Raw genomic sequence first — 21,495 nt, forward strand, 5'->3', positions numbered from 1 at the left:
CCGCCCCCTCCCTTAGTCAGTCGATCGGCGACTTAGAAGCCGACGGCGAGCTGGAAGCGCACCGAACGCGGTGCCTGATACTGTACGACCTGACCGTACGAGGGGTTCGGGTTGCCGTTGGTCAGCGTGCCGTTCTCGTTGAAGTCGAGCTTTGCGGTTTCGTTGAACAGGTTGAACACCGACATGCGAAGCGTAGCGTTCGCCAGGCTGTCGGGCAGAATGACCGACACGTCGATATTGGTGTTGGTCAGCCAGTCCGAGTTGAACTGCGAACCACGCGGGACCAGTTCGCGATCCTGGCCAGGCGCGATATCGTTGGTGCCCGTGATCACCCCGCCCTCGGCGTTGAGATAGCAGAACCGCGCCGCATCGCCATAGGCGTAGCCATAGTCGGAATTGACGCCGGCATTGATGAGGGCAGGCGACGACACGCTGTTGGCGGTACGACCATTGCAGCCGAACTTGCGCGGCGAGGTCGCCACGAAATTGCCGCCGATGTTCAGCCAATCAAACACCTGGTAGCTGCCGAACAGCTTGAACGAGTGGTTACGATCGTTCGGCAACGGGCCGTTGGCCCCCAATGCAAGGCTGGGGAAGTCGAAGTCGGTGGTCAGGCCCGAATCGGTCTGGCCATTGTCGGACTTCACGCCGCCCTCGATGTTCCCCTCGTTCTGCGAATAGGTGTACGAACCCTGCAGGCTCCACACGCCGTCGAACTCGCGCTCGAATTCGAAGGTTACCGCCTTGTAGGTGCGCTCGGCCTTCGGATAGCCCAGCTGGTCAGGGGTCAGGGTGATCGTCTCGCGGTCGGTACGACCCGGCAGCGGATCGGTCAGGCGGATGGTGACATCGTTGCCCGGGTTGAACAGTGCGTACTGGTGCGCACCGTACCAGATGTCCTGGCAGCCCGAGATGCCCTGCTCTGCGCAATAGGCGTTGATGCCCGCGTCGATCGCGGCGTCCTCGAGCGATGCGTTGAGCGAGCGATACACGCCAAAGACGCCGACGCGAAGGCGACGGCCCACGCGACGCTCGATGCCCACGACATACTCATCAACCGACTGGTTTTCCAGGTTCTGCGCGACGATCGAATCGGTGGGCGACACCGTACCGTCGTTGCGGAACTGGCAGCTCAACCCGCCGCCATCGGGGCAAGCCACGCCACCCGGGAACTGGATCGCCGCGCCGAGGTTCGGCGTCCCGTCAGGATTGACGCTGTTCAGCAGGAAGTACGAGTCATAATCGAGCTCCGCGCCGCCCAGCCGGATGTTGGTGTTGACCGCGATCGGCAGATAGTAGCGGCTGAACGTACCGTACACCTTGGTGCGGCCATCGCCGAACGGATCGGCGGTGAAGCCCAGCCGCGGCTGCCAATTGTCGCCCGAATTGTAGAACTCGTCGCCATCGAGATTTTCGTTGGTGAAGCGATCGTTGCGCAGGCCCAGGTTGAGCGTCAGCCGGTTCGAGAACAGCTGCCAGCTATCCTGAATGTAGAACGCCTCGTTCGTGCTGTTGAAGATGCCGCCGCCGACGAACGTCCGCGCTTCGACATATTGCGTCCCCGGGGCTACGCCCAGCGGATCGTTCGGCTGTGCCGTCAGATAGGTATAGGCGACATTGCCGGTGTAGCTCGAGCTGGCATTGCTGGTCAGGTTCTCGCGATCATAGCCCGCACGGAAGTGATGGTCGCCCAGCAGGCTGACATACACATCGACGTCGCCGCGATAGAATTCGCGCTCGTCCTTGTTCGCTTCGATGAACTGGTTGGGGTTACCGATGCTGATCGACGTTCCGCTGCGCGCATCGAAGATGCCAGGATAGTCGGGGCGCGAAGACTGGGTCGTGTTCTGGTTGCGATACTTGCCATAGGCGCCCGACACCGTCAGCCAATCGGTGAACTGCCCGGTATAGCGACCAATGAAGTTCTCACCGCCGGTGAACTGATCGATCGAATCGTCAAAGCCGGGCACGATGTTGTTCACTGGATCGTAAGGATCCGAGCCGGCGTTGCCGAACGTCACGACCCGTTCGGTCTGGGTGGTGTTGAAATAGGTGAACTCGACGCGATGACCGTCGGTGATGATGCCGTCGATCTTACCGCCATAGAAAGGCGAGTTGGTGGTGGTCCGCTGCGCGATCGTGCCGTTGATCTGCTGCAGGTCGCCAGTCTGGGTGTTGAAAATCGGCGCCGTTCCTGCCGCGAACTGATCGACCGAACGCGCATTGTACAGACCGTAGAAGAACAGGCGGTCCTTGATGATCGGCCCCGACAGCTGGAAGATCGTATCACGCCGCTCAAACCGGTCGGCATCATTGTCGGCGGTGACGGTGTTGGGCGAGTCCGAACGCAGGTCGTCGGGCTCCCAGTTGAAGGTCACGCTACCGTGAAATTCGTTCGAACCCGACTTCGTGGTCGCGTTGACGAAACCGCCGGTCGCGCGGCCATATTCGGCTGCCTGACCACCGACCTTGGTCTCGATGGTTTCGTAAAAATCGAACGGCACCGGCACCGACCCAAGGCCCTGGCGGAATTCGGTGATGTTAAGGCCGTTCAGGAAGAAGGCATTTTCCGAAACCGACGACCCGGCAATCGACGACTGGCTGCCGAAGGTCGTGTCGCCGACGGTGGTCCCGGGGGCGAGTTGGATGATCGAGTTCAAGTCACGTCCCACCGGAACGCGGGTCGCGAGCTCGCCGACATTGATGACAGCGCCGACCGTGGTGCGGTCGAAGTCGGCTACCTGCACGCGGCTGCCGGTGACGACGATCTCGCCGCCCGCGTCGGCCGTCGCGGTCGTTTCAGCCGCGCCCGCATCGACCAGTTGGAAGGTGTTGCCCGACTGGTTCTGCGTCAGCCGGACGCCCGCCTCACGATAGGTCGCGTAATTGGGCGCAGTAATCTCGAACGTGTAGGTGCCGATCGGCAGGCTGGGGATGCGATAGGCGCCATCGGCCGCGGTCGTCGCGGTGCGCGAAAAGCCCTGGTCGTCCGACGTCACGGTGACCGTCGCACCCTGTACCGGCGCGCCCGCCGCGGTGGTGACGCGGCCGGTTGCGGCGACGTTGTTGAAATCCTGTGCGGCAGCCGGCGCAGCGAACATCGCCGAAGCCGAAATGCCAGCGCCAATCAGCGCAAGCGCCTGCAATGCCGCACCGCCCCTAAACCGATTCCGCGAGGCGGAGAAAGATTTCATCATGTTTCAAAGTCCCCTGAGACTTCGGCAGCGACGCCGCCGATGAGAGTGGATCCGCCCGCGCATCGTCGGGTGCGTGCGGCATCGCCGGGTGCTGGGGGGTGGGGCGCGGCGTGTAAAGCGACCAAGGCAAATGTAAGACATTTTGCAGCCGGCGCTGTAACTTCGTTGCAACACCAGTGACTTATGATGGTAAAGCGCGCGAAATCATGTTGCGTCAACATAGGCGTTGAGTGATTGTTTCGAATATGGAGCACGCGGCGCCTTCGAAAGCAGCGGAACCCCCATCCAGCCAATCCGGACTGTGGACTTATGCTTGAGACTCGATCTAGCTCGCAAAAAGCGCTGCAGCGGCACTCGATCTAATGCCCTCTGGAATGGTTCGGACTGGCTAGGGCACGCGCCCGTTACGGCGTATCGATGCCGCCGGCCTTGCGCGGTCAGTCGTGCACCGCGCCCAGCATTCCCGGATCGAAGCCGCTGGCATCGGCTACCTCGAAATAGCGTCTCAGCAGCGCGCGCTCTTGGGTGGTGATATAGGGGTTCCAGACGTCGAAGATCAGCACCACGCGCGGTTGGTCGCTATCGTTCCATGCCTCGTGCTCGATCGTGTCATCGAACACGAACGCTTCGCCCTCCCGCCATTGCCGTGTCTCGCCGCCGACGCGAAAGCCGCAGCCCTCGGGCACGATCAGCGGCAGATGGACGATCGCGCGCGCGTTGCTGACCCCGCTATGCGCCGGCAGCCGGGTGCGTGGCTTGAGGATCGAGAAGAAGGCGGTCGGCGCCCGGCGCGGCATGTCTGCCATCGGCAGCTTCTCGAGCGCGCGCGCGGTATCGGGACAGCGTCGGCAGGCGTCGTCATCGCGCCGGCCGAAGCGCCAAAGATAGAACACGCTCCAGTCGAGCGAGCGGTCGAGCGGGGTCCATTTGGTGGTCGGCGCGCCCGCGCCCATCGAGACATAGGGGACGATGCCCTCTGCACCCTGGTCGAGCAGCGAGAGCGCCTCGCGGCGGATGTCGTCGAACGCCGCCTCGATCGCGGGCAGCCAATCGAAATGCTCGCGGTCGAAAAATTCGTCGGCGGGGAGGAAGGGGAAATGCAGCCCATGGCATTCATTGGCGTAGATGCGGCGGCGGCCGAGCATCTTGTCGACACAGGCATCGAACCGGCGCAGTTCCCGGCGACCGGCGGTCGCGCGGATGTCGGTCAGGCCGCCTTCGACCAGATCGGCGAAGCGCTGGGCATTGGCTTCGACATAGGAGCGCGCATGATCGAGCACCGCGGCGAATTGCGGGGCGGGGTCGGCGATGCCCTGTGCCAGTTGCAGCAACGCCGACCAGCGGAAGGTGGCCAGCGCATACTCACCGCGGCGCTCGTGAAGTTCGGCGAGCCGGACGATACCGCCGATATGCCGCTGGTCGAGGTCGAGCACACGGTGCAGCGCGTCGCGCTCGCCGCCGGGGTCGCCCTTGCGCCGACGCGCGGTGGCGACGTTCATCCATAGTTCGGGCGCCGAGGGATCGCCCTGCGTCGCCGCGATGAAGTGGCGCTCGGCAATGTCCAATTGGTCGGTATCGAGCGCGAACATCCCCAGCGCGTTGTTGGCGATCGGGTGTAGGGCAGCACGATCGAGCACCTGGCGGAACATCGCCATAGCTCCCGCAGCGTCGCGCCTCGAAAGCATCGCTTGTGCCGCCCGCAATTGTTCCTCGATCGTCGGAGACGCTTGGTTCAATGGCCGCACTTTGTCAGTTAGAGGAAAACGTCTTGGTCACGCCGACCGGATCATCGCCAGCTACAAAGGTGGCGGTCTCGTGGACTTAAGCTCGGCGCAATCGGCGTCAATTGCCAAGCGCCGGCAACCCGCCATTGCGACCGACGATGTCCTGCCCGTTTTCCCGCGCAGCGCTGGCGATCCGATCCCATTCGGCGCGCGTGCGGCATTCCTTGCGGCGACTGACCAACGATCCTGTCTCCGCCGTCTTTTTGCAGATACGCTTTTCGCTGGCCGCGGTCGGCGCAGGCGCGGGGTCGCTCGCCTGCGCGGGTGAAAATACAACCATAGCAATCGCCAAATACACCGACATCATCATGTTCCCTGTGGCTTCGCCCGGACAGCAAGAAACCACAGGTTGAAAGATTTGCAAAGGACGCAGTCGCCGGGTCGCTTGCGGGCGCGGACGCGCCTGTGGCAACCCCGATCCATGGACCCCAACGATACAGCTGCCATCGTCGGCAATCCGGACTGGTTTGCCCATCGTTATGACCCGGTGAGCGACGCGTTCCATTTCATTCGCGCTCCGCGGACTGAACGCGCGCGCGCGGTCTTCCTCATCGACGAATATCTTCCCGGTGCCGGGCAGCCAAAGCCGGTCGGTCGAACGACCGTCGTCGCGGCAGCAGCCTCGTCCTCACCGCGTGCGGGCTTTTTGTTTCATTCGGCGTTTTGCTGCTCGACCTTGCTCGCCAATGCGTTCGAGCTGCCGGGCACCGCAATGACGCTGAAGGAGCCGGTAGTGCTCAACGACCTGATCGGCTGGCGCCGGCGCGGGGCGCCCCCACGCGACTTGGCCGAGCGGCTCGACCATGCGCTGCTGGCGCTGGGGGCGAACGTGCCTGCGGGTGAGGCATTGCTGATCAAACCGTCGAACGTCGTGAACGCGCTGGCACCCGCGATGCTGGCGCTGCGGGCGGGGTCGCGCGCGCTGCTGCTGCATGCGCCGCTGCCGACCTTCGTCGCGTCGATCGCATCGAAAGGGATGTGGGGGCGGCTATGGGTGCGCGATTTGTGGGCCAAGCTCGACGCCGATGGGATGTGTGCGCTCGGCTTCGAGCCGGGCGATGCGATGAAGCAGACCGACTTGCAGATCGCGGCAATGGGGTGGCTGGCGCAGCATCGGTTGTTCGCGGGGATGGTGGCGCGCTTCCCTGGGCGGGTGGCGACGCTCGATAGCGCCGCGCTGCTCGCCGACCCGCCGCGGACCGTCACGGCGGTGGCCGACTTCTTCGCGCTTGGGCTCGACGACGCAGCCTTGGCGGCGATCGCCGGCGGCAAGGCGTTTTCGCGCAACGCCAAATCGGGCGAGGCGTTTGGCGTGCGCGAGCGCGAGGCGCTGCATGCCGGCGCAATCGACGCCAATCGTGACGAGATCGAGAAGGTGGTCGCGTGGACCAGGGCAGTCGCCGACAGCAACGGCATCGCGCTGGAGCTACCAGCAGCGTTGTTCTGACGCCCCACGCCTATCCCGCCGCCAGCGCCAATCAAAACGCAAAAAGGGCGGCCCCATCGGGACCGCCCTTCTTTGCATTAGCGTCGATCCGAAGATTAGAAGCGGATGCGCGCGCTTGCCGAGAAGCGACGACCGACCGCGTCGTAGGTCGACGGATAGGTGTTGCCGCTGTTGTACGCGGTCGAACCGATGGTGTTGCCGACCAGCGGTGGCTGCTTGTCGAACATGTTCATTGCGGCGATCGAGAAGGTGAAGTTCTCGGTTACGGCGTAGCGCACCGTCAGATCGAAATAGTCGTACGGCTCGATCGTGTTGAAGTCGTACGTACCCGCTGGCTCGTCGATCGTGCCGGCAAAAGCGGCATCTTCTGCAATGTCGGCGAACTCGTAATCGACCCGGTCGATATGGCGCCACAGCAGCGACACGTCGACGTCGTCGAACGACAGCGTAGTGCGCTGCGACCAGCTGAACTCGGGCTGGATCGATGCACAGTTGGCCGAATACAGGCCGACGCATTCGCGCAGGATGCTGTCTTCCGACGATGCGTTCGCGTTGAACTGGCTGCGGTTGGTCCAGTTGCCGGTGAAGCCCAGCGACAAGCCGAAAATGCCGAAATCGCGGGTGTAGTTGGCGGTCAGATCGACGCCATCGGTCTTGATGAAGCCAAGGTTCGACAGCGTGATCGGCAGGCCGAGGGTGGTCGAGGGATCACCCGAGAGCGAACCGTCGATCGGATTGCGACGGATCGCAAGGCACGCCGGGTTGGTCACGCTGAGCGAGTCGAAGCAGGCGCTGACGACGTCGTCAGGGGTCGGCGACGACACCGCACCGTCGACGGTGATGTGGTAATAATCGATCGATGCCGAGAAGCCGGGCAGGAAGCTAGGCGTAAACACTGCGCCCGCCGACCAGCTGTCCGAATCCTCGGGAAGCAGGTTGACGTTGCCGCCGCCAGTCGACTGCGCCTGGCCCGACGTCGGAACGGCAATCTGGCCGATCGACGAAGCGGGTGCACCCTGCGCGATGCAGACGTCGCGAAGTACGCCAGTCGGGGTCGGACGGCCGCCGATCGGCAGACCTTCGTCGGTCAGGTTGGCGCAGGGATCGTCGGCAAGGTTGGTCAGCGTGGTATTCACCGGGCTGAACAATTCGCCGATGTTGGGCGCACGCACCGCGCGGCTGTAGTTGCCGCGGAACTTGATCCCGTCGAACGGCTCCCACTGACCGCCGACCTTCCAGGTCGTCGTGTTGTAGCTGGGATCGCCAGCCGCATCGACGGTGTAGCTCGAATAGCGAACGCCGCCCTCGACCTGCAGCAGGTTGAAGAAGGGACGATCAGCAACCAGCGGAACGATCAGTTCGCCGATAGCTTCATAGACGTCATAGCCGCCCTGAATGTTCGGAGCTGCGCCACCGGCGCCGCCCAGGTCGCCGCCCTGCGAAAGCGAATCCGACTCCTGGCTGGCGGTGTACTTGCGATATTCACCACCAACCGCGAAGCTGATGTTTTCGGTTGCCAGCGGTGACGCGAAGCCGAAGTCGCCGTTGATCGTACCCCGTGCTTGCGCCTGCGTGGTGCGAACCAGCACCGAGCTGTTCCCGGTCAGGAAGTCGATCGTGTCGGGCGTGATCGAGCCTTCGGCGCCGAAGAAATTGACCGGAACGCAGCCATTGGCATCGTTCTGGCAAGTGACCGTGCCCGTTGCCGGATCGCGATTGACCAGCAGCGATTGCTGTACGCGCGAGTTGAGCGTGTAGCCCTGGATGAGCTGGAAGTTCTCGCTCTCGCCATACGACCCGAACAGATCGTAACCGATGTTCGAGGTGATATCCCCACGAACGCCTGCACGATAATCGAAGAAGGTCGTGGTGTAGTCCGACACGCGCGGCCCAACTTCAGTCGCACGGCGCGACAACTGCACGCCGGTCACTTCGCGATAATTGGGGTCGGTCCGGCCGGTAGCGGTCGCCGCCGCGGTGCATTCAGCCGCGGTGAAGCGCGGCGTATAGCCAACGCCCGCATTGGTATCGAAACCGCAGAAGGCGCTGCGCTGCGCACCGCTCAGGAACGGGTTGTTCAAGCCCACCGTGACAGGAACCGCGAACGCGCCCGACGGAGCGATGATCGTGCTGACGGTGTTCTTCGAGAAGATCGCGCGGTTATAGACCTCGACATTGTCCGAGATCTGGTAGTTCGCCGCTGCATAGATGTTGTAGCGTTCGAACGGCGTCTGGAAGATGTTGTCAGGGTTGAAATTGAACGGCGTGAACGCTGCGGTCGGCCGGAAGGCGTTACCTGCTGCGTTCACCTGGCGGTTGCCCTGGACCGCGTTGCACGCGATCTGGCCCGCAGCACCGCAGCCCGACGTGATCGAATCGGCGCCGGTGGGGTTTACGCCCGTGAAGCGCGAAGGGACCGAGGTGCCCGAGCCGCCGATGCCGCCGGTGAACGAATCGACCTGGAAGCGCGAGATCGCCCGATCGCCCTGGAACACGGGGTCGGCCTGCTGATAGCCGATGCTGAGCACCGCGTTGCCGCGGCCGTCATCGAAGTTGGCACCGACGGTCAGATCGGCGCGGAAGATCGCGCCGTCGCCCTGCTCGGAGATCTGGTTCGACAGGTTGAGGTCGATACCGGCAAAATCGGTGCGCGTGATGAAGTTGACCACGCCCGAGATGGCGTCGGCACCGTAGGTGGTAGATGCGCCGCCCGTCAGCACGTCGACGCGCTGGACGAGTGCCAGCGGCACGTTGTTCAAATCGAACTGGCCCTGCAAGGTGCCGGGAACGAGGCGGACGCCGTCGAGTAGCACCAGGTTGCGGTTCGAGCCGAGGCCGCGAAGGTTGACGAACGATGCGCCGCCATTGCCGTTGTTCACCGCCGAACCGATCGACGGGACAACACCCGGCAGTTCGCGCAGCAGCTCTTCAGCGACGTTGGCTTGCTGCAGATCGATTTCATCGGCGCCGATGACGCTGACCGGGTTCGACGCGATGAGGTTGGGATTGCGGATCAGCGAGCCGGTGACGACGATATCCTGGCCGGTAATTGCGGCTTCGTCCTGGACGTTCTCGGTCGGGCTGCCGGTGTTGGGCTGCTCGGTGACGGTCTCGGTCGACTGCGGCGCAACCTGCGCGAACGCAGGTGCGGCGACGACGGTCGCGCCGATCATCAGCGTCGAGGCGAGCAACCGCTGGCGGGTTAGCTTCTTCATTGGTGTTCGTTCCCTCTGAACGGCGGTGTTTGCACCGCGCTGGTTCGCTGCCGGTCCCTGAACCGACAATGGTCGTTTGGTACGGTTTCGATGCGGTTCCACGCAATCCTCTTTCGCGGTGCAGCGATTTTTCGAAACAGATGGTGATATTATCGTCACAGTTCTGTCGCACGATCGATTTCGCTAAGAAATGTTGCGAAGACCGGTAGCGTGGGCAAACAATTGGGGACGGACATGAAAATCGGCTTGTGGACGACGGTCGCGATGCTCGCAGCAACACCTTGCGCGGCGCAGGATCAGAACGAGGGCGAACGCGCCTCGGTGCTTGCGGACGCGCTAGCGAAATGCCCCGCGATCGCCGCCGATGCCGAGCGGCTCGCCTGCTTCGACCGCACCAGCGCGGCGCTGCTGGCAGCGCGCGAAGCCGGCAATCTGGTGTTCGTCGATCGCGAGGGGATGCGCACCGCCAAGCGCGCGGTGTTTGGCTTCTCGCTGCCCAAGATCAAGCTGTTCGGCGATGGCCGCAGCGATCGCGCCGAACCCGAAGTGCGCGAGATCGACAGCGTCCTGGCATCGGTGCGCCAAGCGGGGAACGGCATGTACGTGTTCGGGCTTGCCGATGAATCGCAGTGGCAGACTACCGAGGCGCGCACCGGCTTCTTTCCCAAGGCGGGCAAGCCGGTGAAGATCGAAGCAGGCTTGTTGGGCAGCTACAGCGCCAGCGTCGACGGCAAGCGCGCGATCAAGGTCAAGCGGATTCGCTGAACCCGCCGCCCCCTACCCCGGCATCGGCCCCGCCACCAGCAGCGGGTCGATGCGGGCGTCGTGCCACTTCATGCTCCAGTGGAGATGCGGGCCGGTCGCGCGGCCGGTGGCACCGATCGCTCCGATCGGCTGGCCACGGCGGACGCTCGCGCCTTCGCGGACGTCGATGCGCGACAGATGCAGGAACGCGCTGTTGAGCCCCATGCCGTGGTCGAGCATCAGCAGATTGCCCTCGAGTGTGAAGGGCGATGCCGCAGCCAGGATCACGACGCCGTCGGCGGGGGCGACGATGATGGTCCCGCCGGGGCGCGCGACGTCGACGCCCGAGTGATAGGCACCAGGTTCGCCGCGATAGACACGCTGCGCTCCGAACAGCCCCGAAATGCGGCCGGTTACCGGCCAGGCGAACGACTGGCGCCAGCCTTGCGCGCTCGTGACCTTGGCGCGTGCTGCGGCGATGCGCGCGAGCTCGGGACGGCGCAGCTTCAGGAACTCGGCCGAGGGGCGCGACTGACGTGCCAGCGTGTTGAGCCGCTCGATCCGCCAGGCGCGCGGGCGGATCGCGAGCGTCTGGCGCAGCGTCTCGCCATCGATCCGCGTGGCGGCGAGGATCGCGTTGGCCGGCTGGTCGCGATCGAAGGCGACGACGAAGCGGCCGTCGCGCGCGACTTCGACGGGTTCCCCGTTCAGCGTCAACTGGGTGGTGCCGGCGGGCGCGGTACCGAGGACGCGGCCGCCCTGGATCAGGTCGCCGTCGAGCGCGAAGGGCGCGGTTTGCGCGGCAACGCTGATCGGCGCGAGGACACCCAGCAATGCGGCAATCGCCATGCGGCGATTCATGCGGCGGTCATCGCCCGGGTTGCGATGTCGGCGCTGGCATAGGCTTCCTGCCGCGCGACGTTCCAATAGCGCAGCGTCTCGAGCGCGATCGCCTCACCGGTCACCGCGCACACCACATGATCGCCATTGGCGAGCACGCGAAAGCCATTGGCCATGTAATGCAGCTTCGCCACGCGGCCGGATTGGGTCATCAACACGAAAATAGTTCCTTACACGGTGCGCCGGTTACAGCAGGCTGGGCTGTTCGGGGCTCGGCGCAGCATATGCCTTGGCACCGCCGCGCTCAACCCGCGCGTCGATCGTGCCGTCGCGGAAGTGGAGGATGAGCGCGCCTGCCGCGCGCGCGGCGGCGGTGTCGGCGACGACCTTGCCCGATCCCTTGGCCTCTACCCTGGCATAACCGCGTTCGAGCGGCGCGTCGGGGTTCACCGACAGATGCAGCCGCTCCATCGCCGCCAGCGCAGCGCGCGCGCCCGCCAGCCGCTGGTCGAGCATCGCCGGACGCAGCACCGCGCCCGCGCGATCGAGCTGGCGCCGTCCGGCATCGAGCCGGCGTTCGAGCCCGCGCGAGAGGCGCGCCGCCAGATCGTCGGTCTTCTGCCGTTGCGGCCCCAGCAGAGCGTCGCGCCGCGGCAGCACGCGCACCAGCGCATCGAGCCGCTCACGCCCGCGCTCCTGATAGCGCCGGACGCAGCGTTCGGTGCGCAGCCCCAGCATCGCGATCGTGTCGGCGAGCTCGGCGCGAACGGGGACCGCGATCTCGGCGGCGGCGGTTGGCGTGGGCGCGCGCAGATCGGCGGCGTGGTCGCACAGCGAGGTATCGGTTTCATGCCCCACCGCCGAGATGATCGGGATCGAGCACCCCGCCACCGCGCGAACCACGACTTCTTCGTTGAACGCCCATAAATCCTCGATCGAGCCGCCGCCCCGCGCGACGATCACCAGGTCGGGCCGGTGCACCGGGCCATCGGCGGGCATCGCGTCGAACCCGCGCACCGCGGCGGCGATCTCTTCGGCCGCGCCCTGCCCCTGCACCTTGACCGGCCAGACGATGACATGGCTGGGGCAGCGCTCGCCCAGGCGGTGCAGGATGTCGCGGATCACCGCGCCGGTGGGCGAGGTGACGACGCCGATCGTGCGCGGCATGAAGGGCAAGGGCCGCCGCGCCTTCGACTTGGCGAACAGCCCCTCGGCCTCGAACCGCGCCTTGTTGCGTTCGAGCAACGCCATCAGCGCGCCCTCGCCCGCCAATTCCATCCGCTCGATGACGATCTGATATTTCGATCGGCCGGGATAGGTGGTCAGCTTCCCGGTGGCGACGACTTCGATCCCGTCGGCGGCGGCGAAGGGCAAGGCGGCGGCGGCCCCCTTCCACATCACGCCGTCGATCACCGCCTTGTCGTCCTTGAGGCACAGATAGACATGCCCCGAAGTCGCGCGCTTATACCCCGAAATCTCGCCCTTCAGCCGGACATGGCTGAATTCGCCCTCGACCATGCGCTTGAGCTTCATCGACAGGTCGCCGACACTGAGCGGTGCTGCGTTGTCCCCTGCGCGGCTCTCGGCTACCAGCCCCAGTTCATCGTTATTGGGCATGAAGAAGGGATCGGCCATGAACGTCCTGCTATTGGGATCGGGAGGGCGTGAACATGCGCTCGCATGGCGGCTGGCGCAATCGCCGCGCCTGGGGAAACTATTCGCCGCACCGGGCAATCCGGGGATCGCCGCGCATGCCGAATGCGTCGACCTGGTGCCGACCGACCAGCGCGCGGTGATCGATTTCTGCCTGCGCAACTCGATCGGACTGGTGGTGATCGGCCCCGAGGCGCCGTTGGTGGCGGGGCTCGCAGACAATCTGCGGACGATGGGGATCGCGGCGTTCGGCCCCGGTAGCGATGCCGCGCGGCTCGAAGGGTCGAAGGGCTTCACCAAGGATTTGTGCGCGCGCGAGGATATTCCGACCGCGGGCTATGCGCGCGTCACCTCGCTCGACGGCGCGCGTGCGGCTTTGGCCGATTTCGGCTGGCCGGTGGTGCTCAAGGCCGATGGGCTCGCGGCGGGCAAGGGCGTGACAATCGCGATGAACCCCGACGAAGCCGAGGCGGCGCTGGTGGCGCTGTTCGACCATCCCGGCGCCGAAGCGGTGATCGAGGAATTCCTGACCGGCGAGGAAGCCAGCCTGTTCGTGCTGACCGACGGCACCACGCTGACGCCGTTCGGATCGGCGCAGGATCACAAGCGCGTCGGCGACGGCGATACCGGGCCGAACACCGGCGGCATGGGCGCCTATTCGCCAGCACCAGTGCTGACCCCCGCGCTCGAGCAAGCCGCGATCGACCGGATCGTGCGCCCGACGGTCGAGGCGCTGGCGCGCGCGGGCACGCCCTATTCGGGGGTGCTCTATGCCGGGCTGATGCTCACCAATACCGGCCCCAAGCTGATCGAATATAATTGCCGCTTCGGCGATCCCGAATGCCAGGTGCTGATGCTGCGATTCGAGGATGATCTGCTCGAATTGCTGCTGGCGACCGCGCAGGGGCGGCTAGCCGATCTGCCGCCGCCGCGCTTCGCCGATGCGACCGCGCTGACGGTGGTGATGGCGGCCAACGGCTATCCGGGCACCCCCGAGCTCGGCGGCGCGATCGAGGGTATCGCCGCCGCCGAGGCGACGGGTGCGCGGGTGTTCCAGGCGGGCACGCGCGCCGAAGGCGACACGCTGGTCGCGGCGGGCGGGCGCGTGCTCGCGGTCACCGCCAGCGGCGCGACGGTGACGCAGGCGCAAGCCGCAGCCTATCGCGCGGTTGATGCGATCGCCTTCCCCACCGGCTTCGCGCGCCGCGACATCGGCTGGCGCGAAGTGGAACGCGAAGCCGACTGAGACGTCTCTCCCGCGTTCCGGAAACCCTTGGACGCCCCGAAAAAGAACTGCGAACACAGCCCATGGCCAGTACGACAACCGCCGCCAACCCCGTCGCCGCAACGCCCGCCGGCGCTGCCGAGGCCTTCATGCCGCTGACGATCACCCATCTGGTGCTGATCGCGCTGGCGATCGTCGCGACGATCGTGATGATCTGGTGGGGCAGCCAATTGAAGCAGCGGCGCGATGCCGAACGCCGCGAGATCGAGGAGCGCGCGCGCACCGAGGCCGAGCGCCCGAGCGTGCCCCCGCCGCCACCGATCGCGCGCGAACCGGCTGCGCCCGCGCCGATCGCCCCGCCGCCGGTCGACATCGCCCCGCCACCGCCCGAGCCGGCGCCTGAGCCGGTGGTGATCGCTACCCCGGCGCCGATCGCTCCGCCACCGCCGCCGCTGGTCGAGGCCGAAGTGCCCGGCATGCCGCCGGTGATGCCGGCGCCGACGCCTGCGCCCGCCGTCGACCTTCAGGATCTGACGACGCTCAAGGGCCTGGGGCCGAAGGTTGCGGGCCAGCTCAATGCGCTGGGGATCGTCACCGTCGCCGACCTCGCCGAATTGTCGCCTGACCGCGCGCAGGCAATCGACGCGCAACTGGGTGCCTTTACCGGTCGGATGGGGCGCGATCGCTGGATCGAACAGGCGCAATTGCTGATCGCGGGCGACCGTGCGGGGTACGAAGCCAAGTTCGGCAAATTGGGGGGCTGAAGCGGGCCGAGCGGGTCTTGGCTTTCACGTGGGGTCCGAAGCCCCCACGCCCAATCCGTTCGTTTCGAGCGTAGTCGAGAAACCCGCGCATCGCTGGACCCGTTTCTCGACTTCGCTCGAAACGAACGGTCGCAGGGTAATGCTCGCCCCACCCCCGTTCGTGCTGAGCTTGTCGAAGCACCGTTCTTCTGTCTCCACCGCCGGCGAAGAAAGAACGGCACTTCGACAAGCTCAGTGCGAACGGGGGAAATAGGCGTCCGCGGGTCCTCTCCCCGCTACCCCTGTTCCTCGACCAACAACTTGTCGATCTTGCGCCCGTCCATATCGACGATCTCGAAGCGCCAGCCCTGTTCGACGAAGCTTTCGCCCTCGTGCGGCAGGCGCTTGAGCACCGACAGCGCCAGGCCCGCGACGGTCGCGTAATCGCGGTCTTCGGGCAGATCGATGCCGATCCGGTCGGCGAGCGAATCGGCGGCCATCTGCCCCGACACCAGCAGCGACCCATTGTCACGCACGACGACGCGGTGCTCCTCGTCGAAGTCCGAATCATGGTCACCGGCGATCGCCGCGAGCAGGTTCGCAGGCGTCACGATGCCTTCGAAATGGCCATATTCGTCGTGGACGAAACCCATCGCGACTTCGGCGCGGCGCAGCGCCCCCAGCGCATCCATCGCATCGACCTGATCGGGCAGCACCGGCGCGGGGCGGACCAAGGCGCGCAAATCGAGCGTCACCCCCTCGATGAGCGCGGTCACCACGTCGCGCGCCTGGATCACGCCGATCACCGCATCGACCGATCCCTCACCCACCGGCAGCCGGGTATGCGGGGTGGTGCGCAGCCGCTCGAGGATCGTCTCGGTCGGCAGGGTCACGTCGATCCAGTCGACTTCGGTTCGCGGGGTCATGATCTCGCGTACCGGTCGGTCGGCGAGGCGGACGACGCCCGAGATGATCGAGCGTTCATGCTCCTCGAGCACCCCCGACTTCGTCGCCTCGGACACGATCAGATGGAGCTCCTCGGCGGTCACGCGGTTTTCCGATTCGCGGCTGAGCCCCAGGATCTTGAAGACCAGCCCGGTGGTCGAATCGAGCAACCAAACCAACGGCGCGGTCGCGGCCGAGATCCAGCCCATCGGCCCCGCGATCCACGACGCGATCGCCTCAGGCGCGCGAAGCGCGAATTGTTTGGGCACCAGTTCGCCGATGATCAGCGACAAATAGGTCGTCACCGCGATCACCGAGGCGAAGCCGATCGTCTGGGCAAGCTCGGCCTCGACGCCGAGCAGGGCGATTCGCGCGCCCACCGGCCCGCCAAGGCTCGCCCCCGAATAAGCGCCCGCCAGAATCCCGATCAGCGTGATGCCGATCTGCACCGTGGAAAGAAACTTTCCTGGACTGTCCGACAGCGCGAGCGCCGATCGTGCGCCGCGCACCCCGGCGCGTGCCATCGCCTCGAGCCGCGCGGGACGCGCCGACACCAGCGCCAGCTCGGACATCGCGAACACACCGTTGAGCGCGATCAGCGCGAGGATGATGGCGAGGTCGATCCAGGGAAAGGGGGAGAGGTTGTCCATCGGGGGCCCGCGATTCCTACGCGCAATCGGCAGGTACGTTCAAGCGGCCTGATCGAGGCCGTACAGCTTCCAGTCAGTGCGCATGCGGAACAAGTCGCGCGTCGGGCGGTTTTGCGCCCGAGTGTTTAGAAAATACGTCAGGGGAACTATCATGCGTATTGCGTCCAAATTCATGCTTACCGCCGCCATCGCCTCGCTGGGGATCACCAGCGCCTGCGTCACCGATCCCGTGACCGGCGAGCGCAGCATTTCGAAGGCCGCGATCGGCGGCATCGGCGGCGTCGTCGGCGGCTATCTGCTGGGCGATCTGGTCGGCGGTCGCCGCGACCGTACCGAAAAGATCCTGGGCGCGGGCATCGGCGGCCTCGCGGGCGCGGGCATCGGCGCGTATATGGATCGCCAGGAGCGCGACCTGCGCGCCAGCACCGCGGGCACCGACATCGACGTCATCCGCCAGGGCGACGATTTGATCCTGCAGATGCCCTCGGGGATCACCTTCGCCTACGACAGCGCGACGGTGCAGCCGCAATATCGCGGCACGCTCGATCGCGTCGCCGACGTTCTCGCACGCTACGAGCAGACCTATGTCGATGTGTACGGCCACACCGATTCGACCGGGTCGGACAGCTACAACCAGGGCCTGTCCGAGCGCCGCGCGGTATCGGTTGCCGATTATCTGGCGCAGCGCGGCGTGGCATCGGCGCGGATGGCGACCCGGGGCTATGGCGAATCGCAGCCGATCGCGTCGAACGAGACCGAGGAAGGCCGCGCCGAGAACCGCCGCGTCGAAGTGAAGCTGGTGCCGATCACCGACAACGACGTCCGCTAAGGCGGCACTCTACCCTATCGTCATGCCGGGCTCGACCCGGCATCCAGGCGAGCCCCGCCCCGCCAGCTTCACGCTGGTGGCGCACGGGGCACCTGGACCCCGGATCAAGTCCGGGGTGACGAGCAGGGGTAGCGAAGCGCCGCCGATCGCTGCGTCAGCGCCGCCCCGCGAAGAATGCCCGCAGCAGCGCCGCCGCCTCGTCTTCGCCGATCCCAGGATAAACCTCCGGGCGGTGGTGGCAGGTGGGCTGGCCGAAGAAGCGCGGGCCGTGCTCGACCGCGCCGCCCTTGGGGTCGGGCGCGGCATAATAGAGCCTGGCGATCCGCGCATGCGCGATCGCCCCCGCGCACATCGCGCAGGGCTCGAGCGTCACCCAAAGATCGCAATCCTCGAGCCGGTCGCGCCCCAGCGCCGCCGCCGCGGCGCGAATCGCGACGATCTCGGCATGCGCGGTGGGGTCGCACGTAGCGCGCGGCGCATTGGCACCGGTGGCGACGATCATGCCCCGATGGACCACGACCGCGCCGACCGGCACTTCGCCCGCTACACCCGCCGCCGCCGCCGCATCGAGCGCGGCGCGCATCGGCGGCGGCATCGCGAACACGCTTATTGCGGCGCGCCGTCGGCCTTTTCGACCGATACCGCGGGCACCTCGACGGTCTTGTTGACCGTACCGACATCGACGGTGCCCATATCGGCCTTGAATTCGGGCGCCTGCCCGCCTTCGATCTTGATCGAGGGCAGTTGCGCCTGCTGGGTCTGGTCGAGGCTGAGCATCCCCGTCGCCATCAATCCAATCACCACCAGCGCGGCAAGGCCGAGCAACACTAGAATGGCACGCATAGTCAGCCCTCCACAAATCGAAACGAGACCGTAATAACGCGCCTTCCAGCGACTCGGTTGCACGGCTGCGCGACTGAATCGGTTGACTGACGCCGACATGTCGGATAGTGGCGCCTGCTTTCCGGGCAACCCCGAAACTCAGGATTAAACGCATGTCGCGCATTTGCGAGCTGACCGGCAAGGGCCGGCAGGTGGGCCACAACGTATCCCACGCCAATAACAAGACCAAGCGCACGTTTCTGCCGAATCTGCAGAACGTCACGCTGATGTCGGACGCGCTGGGCACCAGCGTTCGCCTGCGCGTTTCGACGCACGGGCTTCGCTCGGTCGAGCATGTCGGCGGGCTGGACAACTGGCTGGCCAAGACCAGCGAGACCGACCTGTCGCTTCGCGCCCGTCGCCTCAAGCGCGAAGTCGCCAAGAAGCTCGACGGCGCCAAGGCCGCTTGATCGCTGCCGCCGCAATCCACGCGGCGGCTGGTGAGAGATCGAAAAGGACCGGGTCGCCGCTTGCGCGGTGGCCGGGTCCTTTCGTCGTTGGTGGTCGGGTGAACGCGGTCAGGCGTCGAGGCGGAACTTCAGCAGCAGCGTCCGCTGCGGGAATTGCTGGTTGTCGTCGGACACCACCCAGATGACGGTCGAATCGCGCTCACGCAGCGCGGTGACGCCTTCGAAATTGTCGAACAAGGTGGGCGGTGCGAGCGTCACGATCTCGCGGCCCAGCACCGTAGCGCCGGGCGCGATCGCCGCGACATCGACCAGCGTGAGCTTCGCGGTAAAGCCATAGGGCAGCCCGAAGGCGCGGTTGAGCACCAGCAGCCGGCCGTCAGGAAGCTGTACCGCATCGACCGGGCTGAAACCCGCGGGCGGCCGGTACAGGAAGCGATAGCCGTCCTCGGGCGCCGCCACCGGATCGCCCGCGAAGCGGATCGCATTGCGAAGCCCCCGCTTGCCCTTGGGGCGGCTGCTTTCGGACAGGACGACGACGCTGCCATCGGGGAGCCGCGCCATCGTCTCGGCGCCGCCGGCCTCGGGCCAGTCGCGCATCGCACGCGGTGCGGCATGGCCGGTCGCGGTGCGAAGGTCGGGACTATAGCGCCAGATCTGGTTGTGATGCTCGAACCCCACCCAGGCGGTGCCGCTCGCGCGATCGAAGGCGAGCGATTCGCTGTCGCGGTCGCGCTTCTGCCAGCCCTTGCCGGGGCCGTCGGGCAGCGCCCAGGCGCGAACCTCGTCCAGCGTCGCGGGCAGGCGCAGCCGGAACGACAATAGATTGCCGCCATCGCCCATCAGCGTGAAGCGATCGCCCGCGACCGCCAGCGCCGAATAGCCGCCGCGCCCCTGCCCGGTTTCCTGCAGATGGACCCCGCCCAGATAGGTGAGCCCGCCGACGCGCTTTTGCGCGGGATCGCCGGGTACGATATCGACCGCGGTGGCGGTGACGCGCACATTGCCCGGCAGCTGCACCCGCGCCGGCCCCGAATAATCGTGCACGAACACGAGCAGCAGCAGCACCGACCAGGTCATTCGCATCGGCGCGCCCTAGCCGTTGTTCGGGCGCCGCTCCACCCGGCTTTTCCTGAACCGAGAATAACAGCGGCATTCAGGGTTGGTGCAATGCGACTCACCTAGAAGGACTGCATCGACGGCAAACGAGCGATCCGGCGCCGACGAAAAGATTTTGGTTCAAGGGATCGAGGAGATCATCCATGTTCAAGAAACTCAGCATCGCTACCGCCGCCATTGCCATGGGCGCAACCTCGCTGGTCGCACCGACCGTCGCATCGGCAGCGCCGATCGCGATCGCCGCAGCACCGACCGCGATGACCGCAGCGAGCTTTGATGCCGGCGTGACCGACTATCAGCGCTATCGTGACCGCGACCGCCGCTATTACGGCAACCGCAACAACAACCGTCGCCAGCAGCGGTGCAGCAGCACCGAGGGCACCGTGATCGGTGCGGTCGCAGGCGGCCTGCTCGGCAACACCGTTGCCGGCAATGGCAACCGGTTGCTGGGTACGGTCATCGGTGGCGGCGCAGGCGCCCTAGCCGGTCGCGAAATCGACCGCTCGGGCCAGCCGCGCCGGTGCGCACGCAACCGCTAAAGCTTTCCAGTTTCTCGTGTTGCGTATCGAGAGTTCCCTCGCGTAGCGTATCGAGGGTGAGGGCCGGTTCCGAAAGGAGCCGGCCCTCAACTTTTGTGCGAAAGTGCGGCTACGTCCGCGCCGGTGCGCGAAGCGCATCGCGCAAAACGGACGGCGGGGCGGCACCGCCGAACCCGTCCGACGGCGGCGGCTTTGCCGGCGCGCTTCTACCTAAACCCTCTCCCCTCCGGGGAGAGGGCAAGCGACCCCGGCGTAAGCCGGGGGAAGCGCGGGAGAGGTGCTGTAATGCAGCGCTTCCCACTGCCCCTCTCCCGACCTCGCTGCGCTCGGCCACCCGTGTCTGGTGAACAGTGCCCCGCACTGTTCAGGTCATGCCGGGGGCATGACCGACCTGACACGCCCCGGAGGGGAGAGGGAAGGGGAGCCGGCGCGTCGGTCGGGTTCGGCGCTGCCGACCCGCCGGCCGTGCCGGGCGCTGCGCTCGGCTTCGCCTTGCGAACCGGCGCGGGCGTGGCCGCGCCTGCGCCCGTCAGTACATATGCTGCCCGCCATTGATGCTCAGCGTCGATCCGGTCACGAACCCGCCCTCCTCCGAGCACAGGAACGCAACCCCGCGCGCGATCTCGCTCGCCTGGCCCAGCCGGCCGACAGGGATCTTGGCGACGATCTTCTCGAGCACCTCGGGCGGCACCGCGGCGACCATGTCGGTGTCGATATAGCCCGGTGCGATCGCGTTGACCGTCACCCCGGCGCGCGCGCCTTCCAGTGCCAGCGCCTTGGTGAAGCCGTGGATGCCCGATTTGGCGGCGGCGTAGTTGACCTGGCCATACTGGCCCGCCTGGCCGTTGATCGAGCCGATATTGACGATCCGCCCCCATTTGCGCTCGCGCATGCCGGGGAACACCGCCTTGGCCATGTTGAAGCAACCGCCCAGATTAATGCGAATCACGTCTTCCCACATGTCCTTCGACATTTTCAGGATCGTGCCGTCGCGGGTGACGCCGGCATTGTTGACCACCACGTCGACCGGCCCCAGTTCGGCGGCGACCTTGGCGCAGCCTTCCTGGCAGGCGTCGTAATCGCCGACGTCCCAGCGATAGGCGGCGATGCCGGTACGCTCGGTGAAGGCGCGCGCCTTTTCATCGTTGCCGCCATAATTCGCCGCGACGGTCATCCCCATTTCCTGGAGCGCGAGGCTGATCGCCTCGCCGATTCCGCGCGTACCGCCGGTGACGATTGCTACCCGTGCCATGCTTAACCTCTCCTAGTTTTTTCG

At 66.0% G+C, this 21,495-nt stretch carries 19 protein-coding genes; 7 read left to right on the plus strand and 12 right to left on the minus strand.

Features of this window, described 5'->3' with window-relative positions; translation table 11 throughout:
* Window positions 1-32 precede the first annotated feature (32 nt).
* The 3 genes from OKW76_RS08415 to OKW76_RS08425 form a co-directional block, all read right to left on the minus strand.
* Window positions 33-3,146, minus strand: coding sequence for a TonB-dependent receptor (locus tag OKW76_RS08415; RefSeq protein ID WP_265548482.1), 3,114 nt, complete (start codon window positions 3,144-3,146; stop codon window positions 33-35).
* 488 nt (window positions 3,147-3,634) lie between these two features.
* Window positions 3,635-4,852, minus strand: a complete 1,218-nt coding sequence (locus tag OKW76_RS08420) for an aspartyl/asparaginyl beta-hydroxylase domain-containing protein (protein WP_265548483.1) — start codon at window positions 4,850-4,852, stop codon at window positions 3,635-3,637.
* Between the two features lie 187 nt (window positions 4,853-5,039).
* The gene (locus OKW76_RS08425; RefSeq protein ID WP_265548484.1) at window positions 5,040-5,291 is read right to left on the minus strand and encodes a hypothetical protein; all 252 of its coding nucleotides are present in this window, start codon (window positions 5,289-5,291) and stop codon (window positions 5,040-5,042) included.
* A 177-nt stretch (window positions 5,292-5,468) separates the two neighbouring features.
* Between OKW76_RS08425 and OKW76_RS08430 the strand changes: the two genes are divergently transcribed.
* Window positions 5,469-6,428: a hypothetical protein gene (locus OKW76_RS08430; RefSeq protein WP_265548485.1), complete on the plus strand. Its 960-nt coding sequence runs from the start codon at window positions 5,469-5,471 to the stop codon at window positions 6,426-6,428.
* A 95-nt stretch (window positions 6,429-6,523) separates the two neighbouring features.
* Here OKW76_RS08430 and OKW76_RS08435 read toward each other — a convergent pair whose 3' ends face one another.
* Window positions 6,524-9,643, minus strand: a complete 3,120-nt coding sequence (locus tag OKW76_RS08435; protein WP_265548486.1) for a TonB-dependent receptor domain-containing protein — start codon at window positions 9,641-9,643, stop codon at window positions 6,524-6,526.
* A 234-nt stretch (window positions 9,644-9,877) separates the two neighbouring features.
* Here OKW76_RS08435 and OKW76_RS08440 point away from each other — a divergent pair, with 234 nt between their 5' ends.
* The gene (locus OKW76_RS08440; RefSeq protein WP_265548487.1) at window positions 9,878-10,408 is read left to right on the plus strand and encodes a hypothetical protein; all 531 of its coding nucleotides are present in this window, start codon (window positions 9,878-9,880) and stop codon (window positions 10,406-10,408) included.
* Between the two features lie 12 nt (window positions 10,409-10,420).
* Here OKW76_RS08440 and OKW76_RS08445 read toward each other — a convergent pair whose 3' ends face one another.
* From OKW76_RS08445 to xseA, 3 genes are read right to left on the minus strand one after another with little or no spacing between them, the layout of a single operon-like run.
* Window positions 10,421-11,248, minus strand: a complete 828-nt coding sequence (locus tag OKW76_RS08445; RefSeq protein WP_265548488.1) for a M23 family metallopeptidase — start codon at window positions 11,246-11,248, stop codon at window positions 10,421-10,423.
* Window positions 11,245-11,439, minus strand: a complete 195-nt coding sequence (locus tag OKW76_RS08450; protein ID WP_416221796.1) for a DUF2093 domain-containing protein — start codon at window positions 11,437-11,439, stop codon at window positions 11,245-11,247. The genes OKW76_RS08445 and OKW76_RS08450 overlap by 4 nt, the downstream gene beginning before the upstream one ends.
* 34 nt (window positions 11,440-11,473) lie before the next feature.
* Complete coding sequence (gene xseA / locus OKW76_RS08455; protein ID WP_265548490.1) at window positions 11,474-12,862, minus strand: exodeoxyribonuclease VII large subunit; 1,389 nt, start codon at window positions 12,860-12,862, stop codon at window positions 11,474-11,476.
* On the opposite strand from xseA, the gene purD reads away from it, so the two are divergent.
* A complete protein-coding gene (gene purD / locus OKW76_RS08460; RefSeq protein WP_265548491.1) occupies window positions 12,861-14,126 on the plus strand; it encodes a phosphoribosylamine--glycine ligase in 1,266 nt (421 codons plus the stop codon). The two genes, xseA and purD, sit on opposite strands and share 2 nt — an antisense overlap.
* A 62-nt stretch (window positions 14,127-14,188) precedes the next feature.
* Entirely contained in the window at window positions 14,189-14,869 is a 681-nt protein-coding gene (locus tag OKW76_RS08465; RefSeq protein ID WP_265548492.1) for a helix-hairpin-helix domain-containing protein, read from the plus strand.
* Window positions 14,870-15,144: 275 nt separating this feature from the next.
* On the opposite strand, the gene OKW76_RS08470 is transcribed toward OKW76_RS08465, so the two are convergent.
* Window positions 15,145-16,443, minus strand: coding sequence for a hemolysin family protein (locus OKW76_RS08470; RefSeq protein WP_265548493.1), 1,299 nt, complete (start codon window positions 16,441-16,443; stop codon window positions 15,145-15,147).
* A 151-nt stretch (window positions 16,444-16,594) separates the two neighbouring features.
* Here OKW76_RS08470 and OKW76_RS08475 point away from each other — a divergent pair, with 151 nt between their 5' ends.
* On the plus strand, window positions 16,595-17,272 hold the full coding sequence (locus OKW76_RS08475) for an OmpA family protein (protein WP_265548494.1): 678 nt from the start codon (window positions 16,595-16,597) through the stop codon (window positions 17,270-17,272).
* A gap of 154 nt (window positions 17,273-17,426) precedes the next feature.
* Here the strand turns inward: OKW76_RS08475 and OKW76_RS08480 are convergent, their stop codons facing one another.
* A complete protein-coding gene (locus OKW76_RS08480) occupies window positions 17,427-17,855 on the minus strand; it encodes a nucleoside deaminase (RefSeq protein WP_265548495.1) in 429 nt (142 codons plus the stop codon).
* A gap of 23 nt (window positions 17,856-17,878) precedes the next feature.
* The gene (locus tag OKW76_RS08485; RefSeq protein WP_265548496.1) at window positions 17,879-18,115 is read right to left on the minus strand and encodes a hypothetical protein; all 237 of its coding nucleotides are present in this window, start codon (window positions 18,113-18,115) and stop codon (window positions 17,879-17,881) included.
* Between the two features lie 152 nt (window positions 18,116-18,267).
* Here OKW76_RS08485 and rpmB point away from each other — a divergent pair, with 152 nt between their 5' ends.
* On the plus strand, window positions 18,268-18,564 hold the full coding sequence (gene rpmB, locus OKW76_RS08490) for a 50S ribosomal protein L28 (protein WP_033920295.1): 297 nt from the start codon (window positions 18,268-18,270) through the stop codon (window positions 18,562-18,564).
* Between the two features lie 108 nt (window positions 18,565-18,672).
* Here rpmB and OKW76_RS08495 read toward each other — a convergent pair whose 3' ends face one another.
* Window positions 18,673-19,647, minus strand: coding sequence for an esterase-like activity of phytase family protein (locus tag OKW76_RS08495; RefSeq protein WP_265548497.1), 975 nt, complete (start codon window positions 19,645-19,647; stop codon window positions 18,673-18,675).
* 176 nt (window positions 19,648-19,823) lie between these two features.
* On the opposite strand from OKW76_RS08495, the gene OKW76_RS08500 reads away from it, so the two are divergent.
* Window positions 19,824-20,219 carry a glycine zipper 2TM domain-containing protein gene (locus OKW76_RS08500; protein ID WP_265548498.1) on the plus strand — a complete coding sequence of 132 codons (396 nt, stop codon included), beginning with the start codon at window positions 19,824-19,826 and terminating at the stop codon, window positions 20,217-20,219.
* Window positions 20,220-20,748: 529 nt separating this feature from the next.
* On the opposite strand, the gene phbB is transcribed toward OKW76_RS08500, so the two are convergent.
* On the minus strand, window positions 20,749-21,471 hold the full coding sequence (phbB, locus tag OKW76_RS08505) for an acetoacetyl-CoA reductase (RefSeq protein ID WP_256505252.1): 723 nt from the start codon (window positions 21,469-21,471) through the stop codon (window positions 20,749-20,751).
* Between the last annotated feature and the right edge of the window lie 24 nt (window positions 21,472-21,495).

It is taken from the genome of Sphingomonas sp. S1-29, from assembly GCF_026167545.1.
Classification (GTDB): domain Bacteria; phylum Pseudomonadota; class Alphaproteobacteria; order Sphingomonadales; family Sphingomonadaceae; genus Sphingomonas.

Excerpts from the sequence above, each read along its gene's own strand:
- OKW76_RS08420 (WP_265548483.1), bottom strand. The coding sequence starts at position 4,852 with ATGGCGATGTTCCGCCAGGTGCTCGATCGTGCTGCCCTACACCCGATC.
- xseA (WP_265548490.1), bottom strand. The coding sequence starts at position 12,862 with ATGGCCGATCCCTTCTTCATGCCCAATAACGATGAACTGGGGCTGGTA.
- OKW76_RS08480 (WP_265548495.1), bottom strand. The coding sequence starts at position 17,855 with ATGCGCGCCGCGCTCGATGCGGCGGCGGCGGCGGGTGTAGCGGGCGAA.
- OKW76_RS08475 (WP_265548494.1), top strand. The coding sequence starts at position 16,595 with ATGCGTATTGCGTCCAAATTCATGCTTACCGCCGCCATCGCCTCGCTG.
- OKW76_RS08485 (WP_265548496.1), bottom strand. The coding sequence starts at position 18,115 with ATGCGTGCCATTCTAGTGTTGCTCGGCCTTGCCGCGCTGGTGGTGATT.
- OKW76_RS08440 (WP_265548487.1), top strand. The coding sequence starts at position 9,878 with ATGAAAATCGGCTTGTGGACGACGGTCGCGATGCTCGCAGCAACACCT.
- OKW76_RS08500 (WP_265548498.1), top strand. The coding sequence starts at position 19,824 with ATGTTCAAGAAACTCAGCATCGCTACCGCCGCCATTGCCATGGGCGCA.
- OKW76_RS08435 (WP_265548486.1), bottom strand. The coding sequence starts at position 9,643 with ATGAAGAAGCTAACCCGCCAGCGGTTGCTCGCCTCGACGCTGATGATC.
- OKW76_RS08425 (WP_265548484.1), bottom strand. The coding sequence starts at position 5,291 with ATGATGATGTCGGTGTATTTGGCGATTGCTATGGTTGTATTTTCACCC.
- rpmB (WP_033920295.1), top strand. The coding sequence starts at position 18,268 with ATGTCGCGCATTTGCGAGCTGACCGGCAAGGGCCGGCAGGTGGGCCAC.
- purD (WP_265548491.1), top strand. The coding sequence starts at position 12,861 with ATGAACGTCCTGCTATTGGGATCGGGAGGGCGTGAACATGCGCTCGCA.
- OKW76_RS08495 (WP_265548497.1), bottom strand. The coding sequence starts at position 19,647 with ATGCGAATGACCTGGTCGGTGCTGCTGCTGCTCGTGTTCGTGCACGAT.
- OKW76_RS08470 (WP_265548493.1), bottom strand. The coding sequence starts at position 16,443 with ATGGACAACCTCTCCCCCTTTCCCTGGATCGACCTCGCCATCATCCTC.
- OKW76_RS08450 (WP_416221796.1), bottom strand. The coding sequence starts at position 11,439 with ATGACCCAATCCGGCCGCGTGGCGAAGCTGCATTACATGGCCAATGGC.
- OKW76_RS08445 (WP_265548488.1), bottom strand. The coding sequence starts at position 11,248 with ATGAATCGCCGCATGGCGATTGCCGCATTGCTGGGTGTCCTCGCGCCG.
- phbB (WP_256505252.1), bottom strand. The coding sequence starts at position 21,471 with ATGGCACGGGTAGCAATCGTCACCGGCGGTACGCGCGGAATCGGCGAG.
- OKW76_RS08465 (WP_265548492.1), top strand. The coding sequence starts at position 14,189 with ATGGCCAGTACGACAACCGCCGCCAACCCCGTCGCCGCAACGCCCGCC.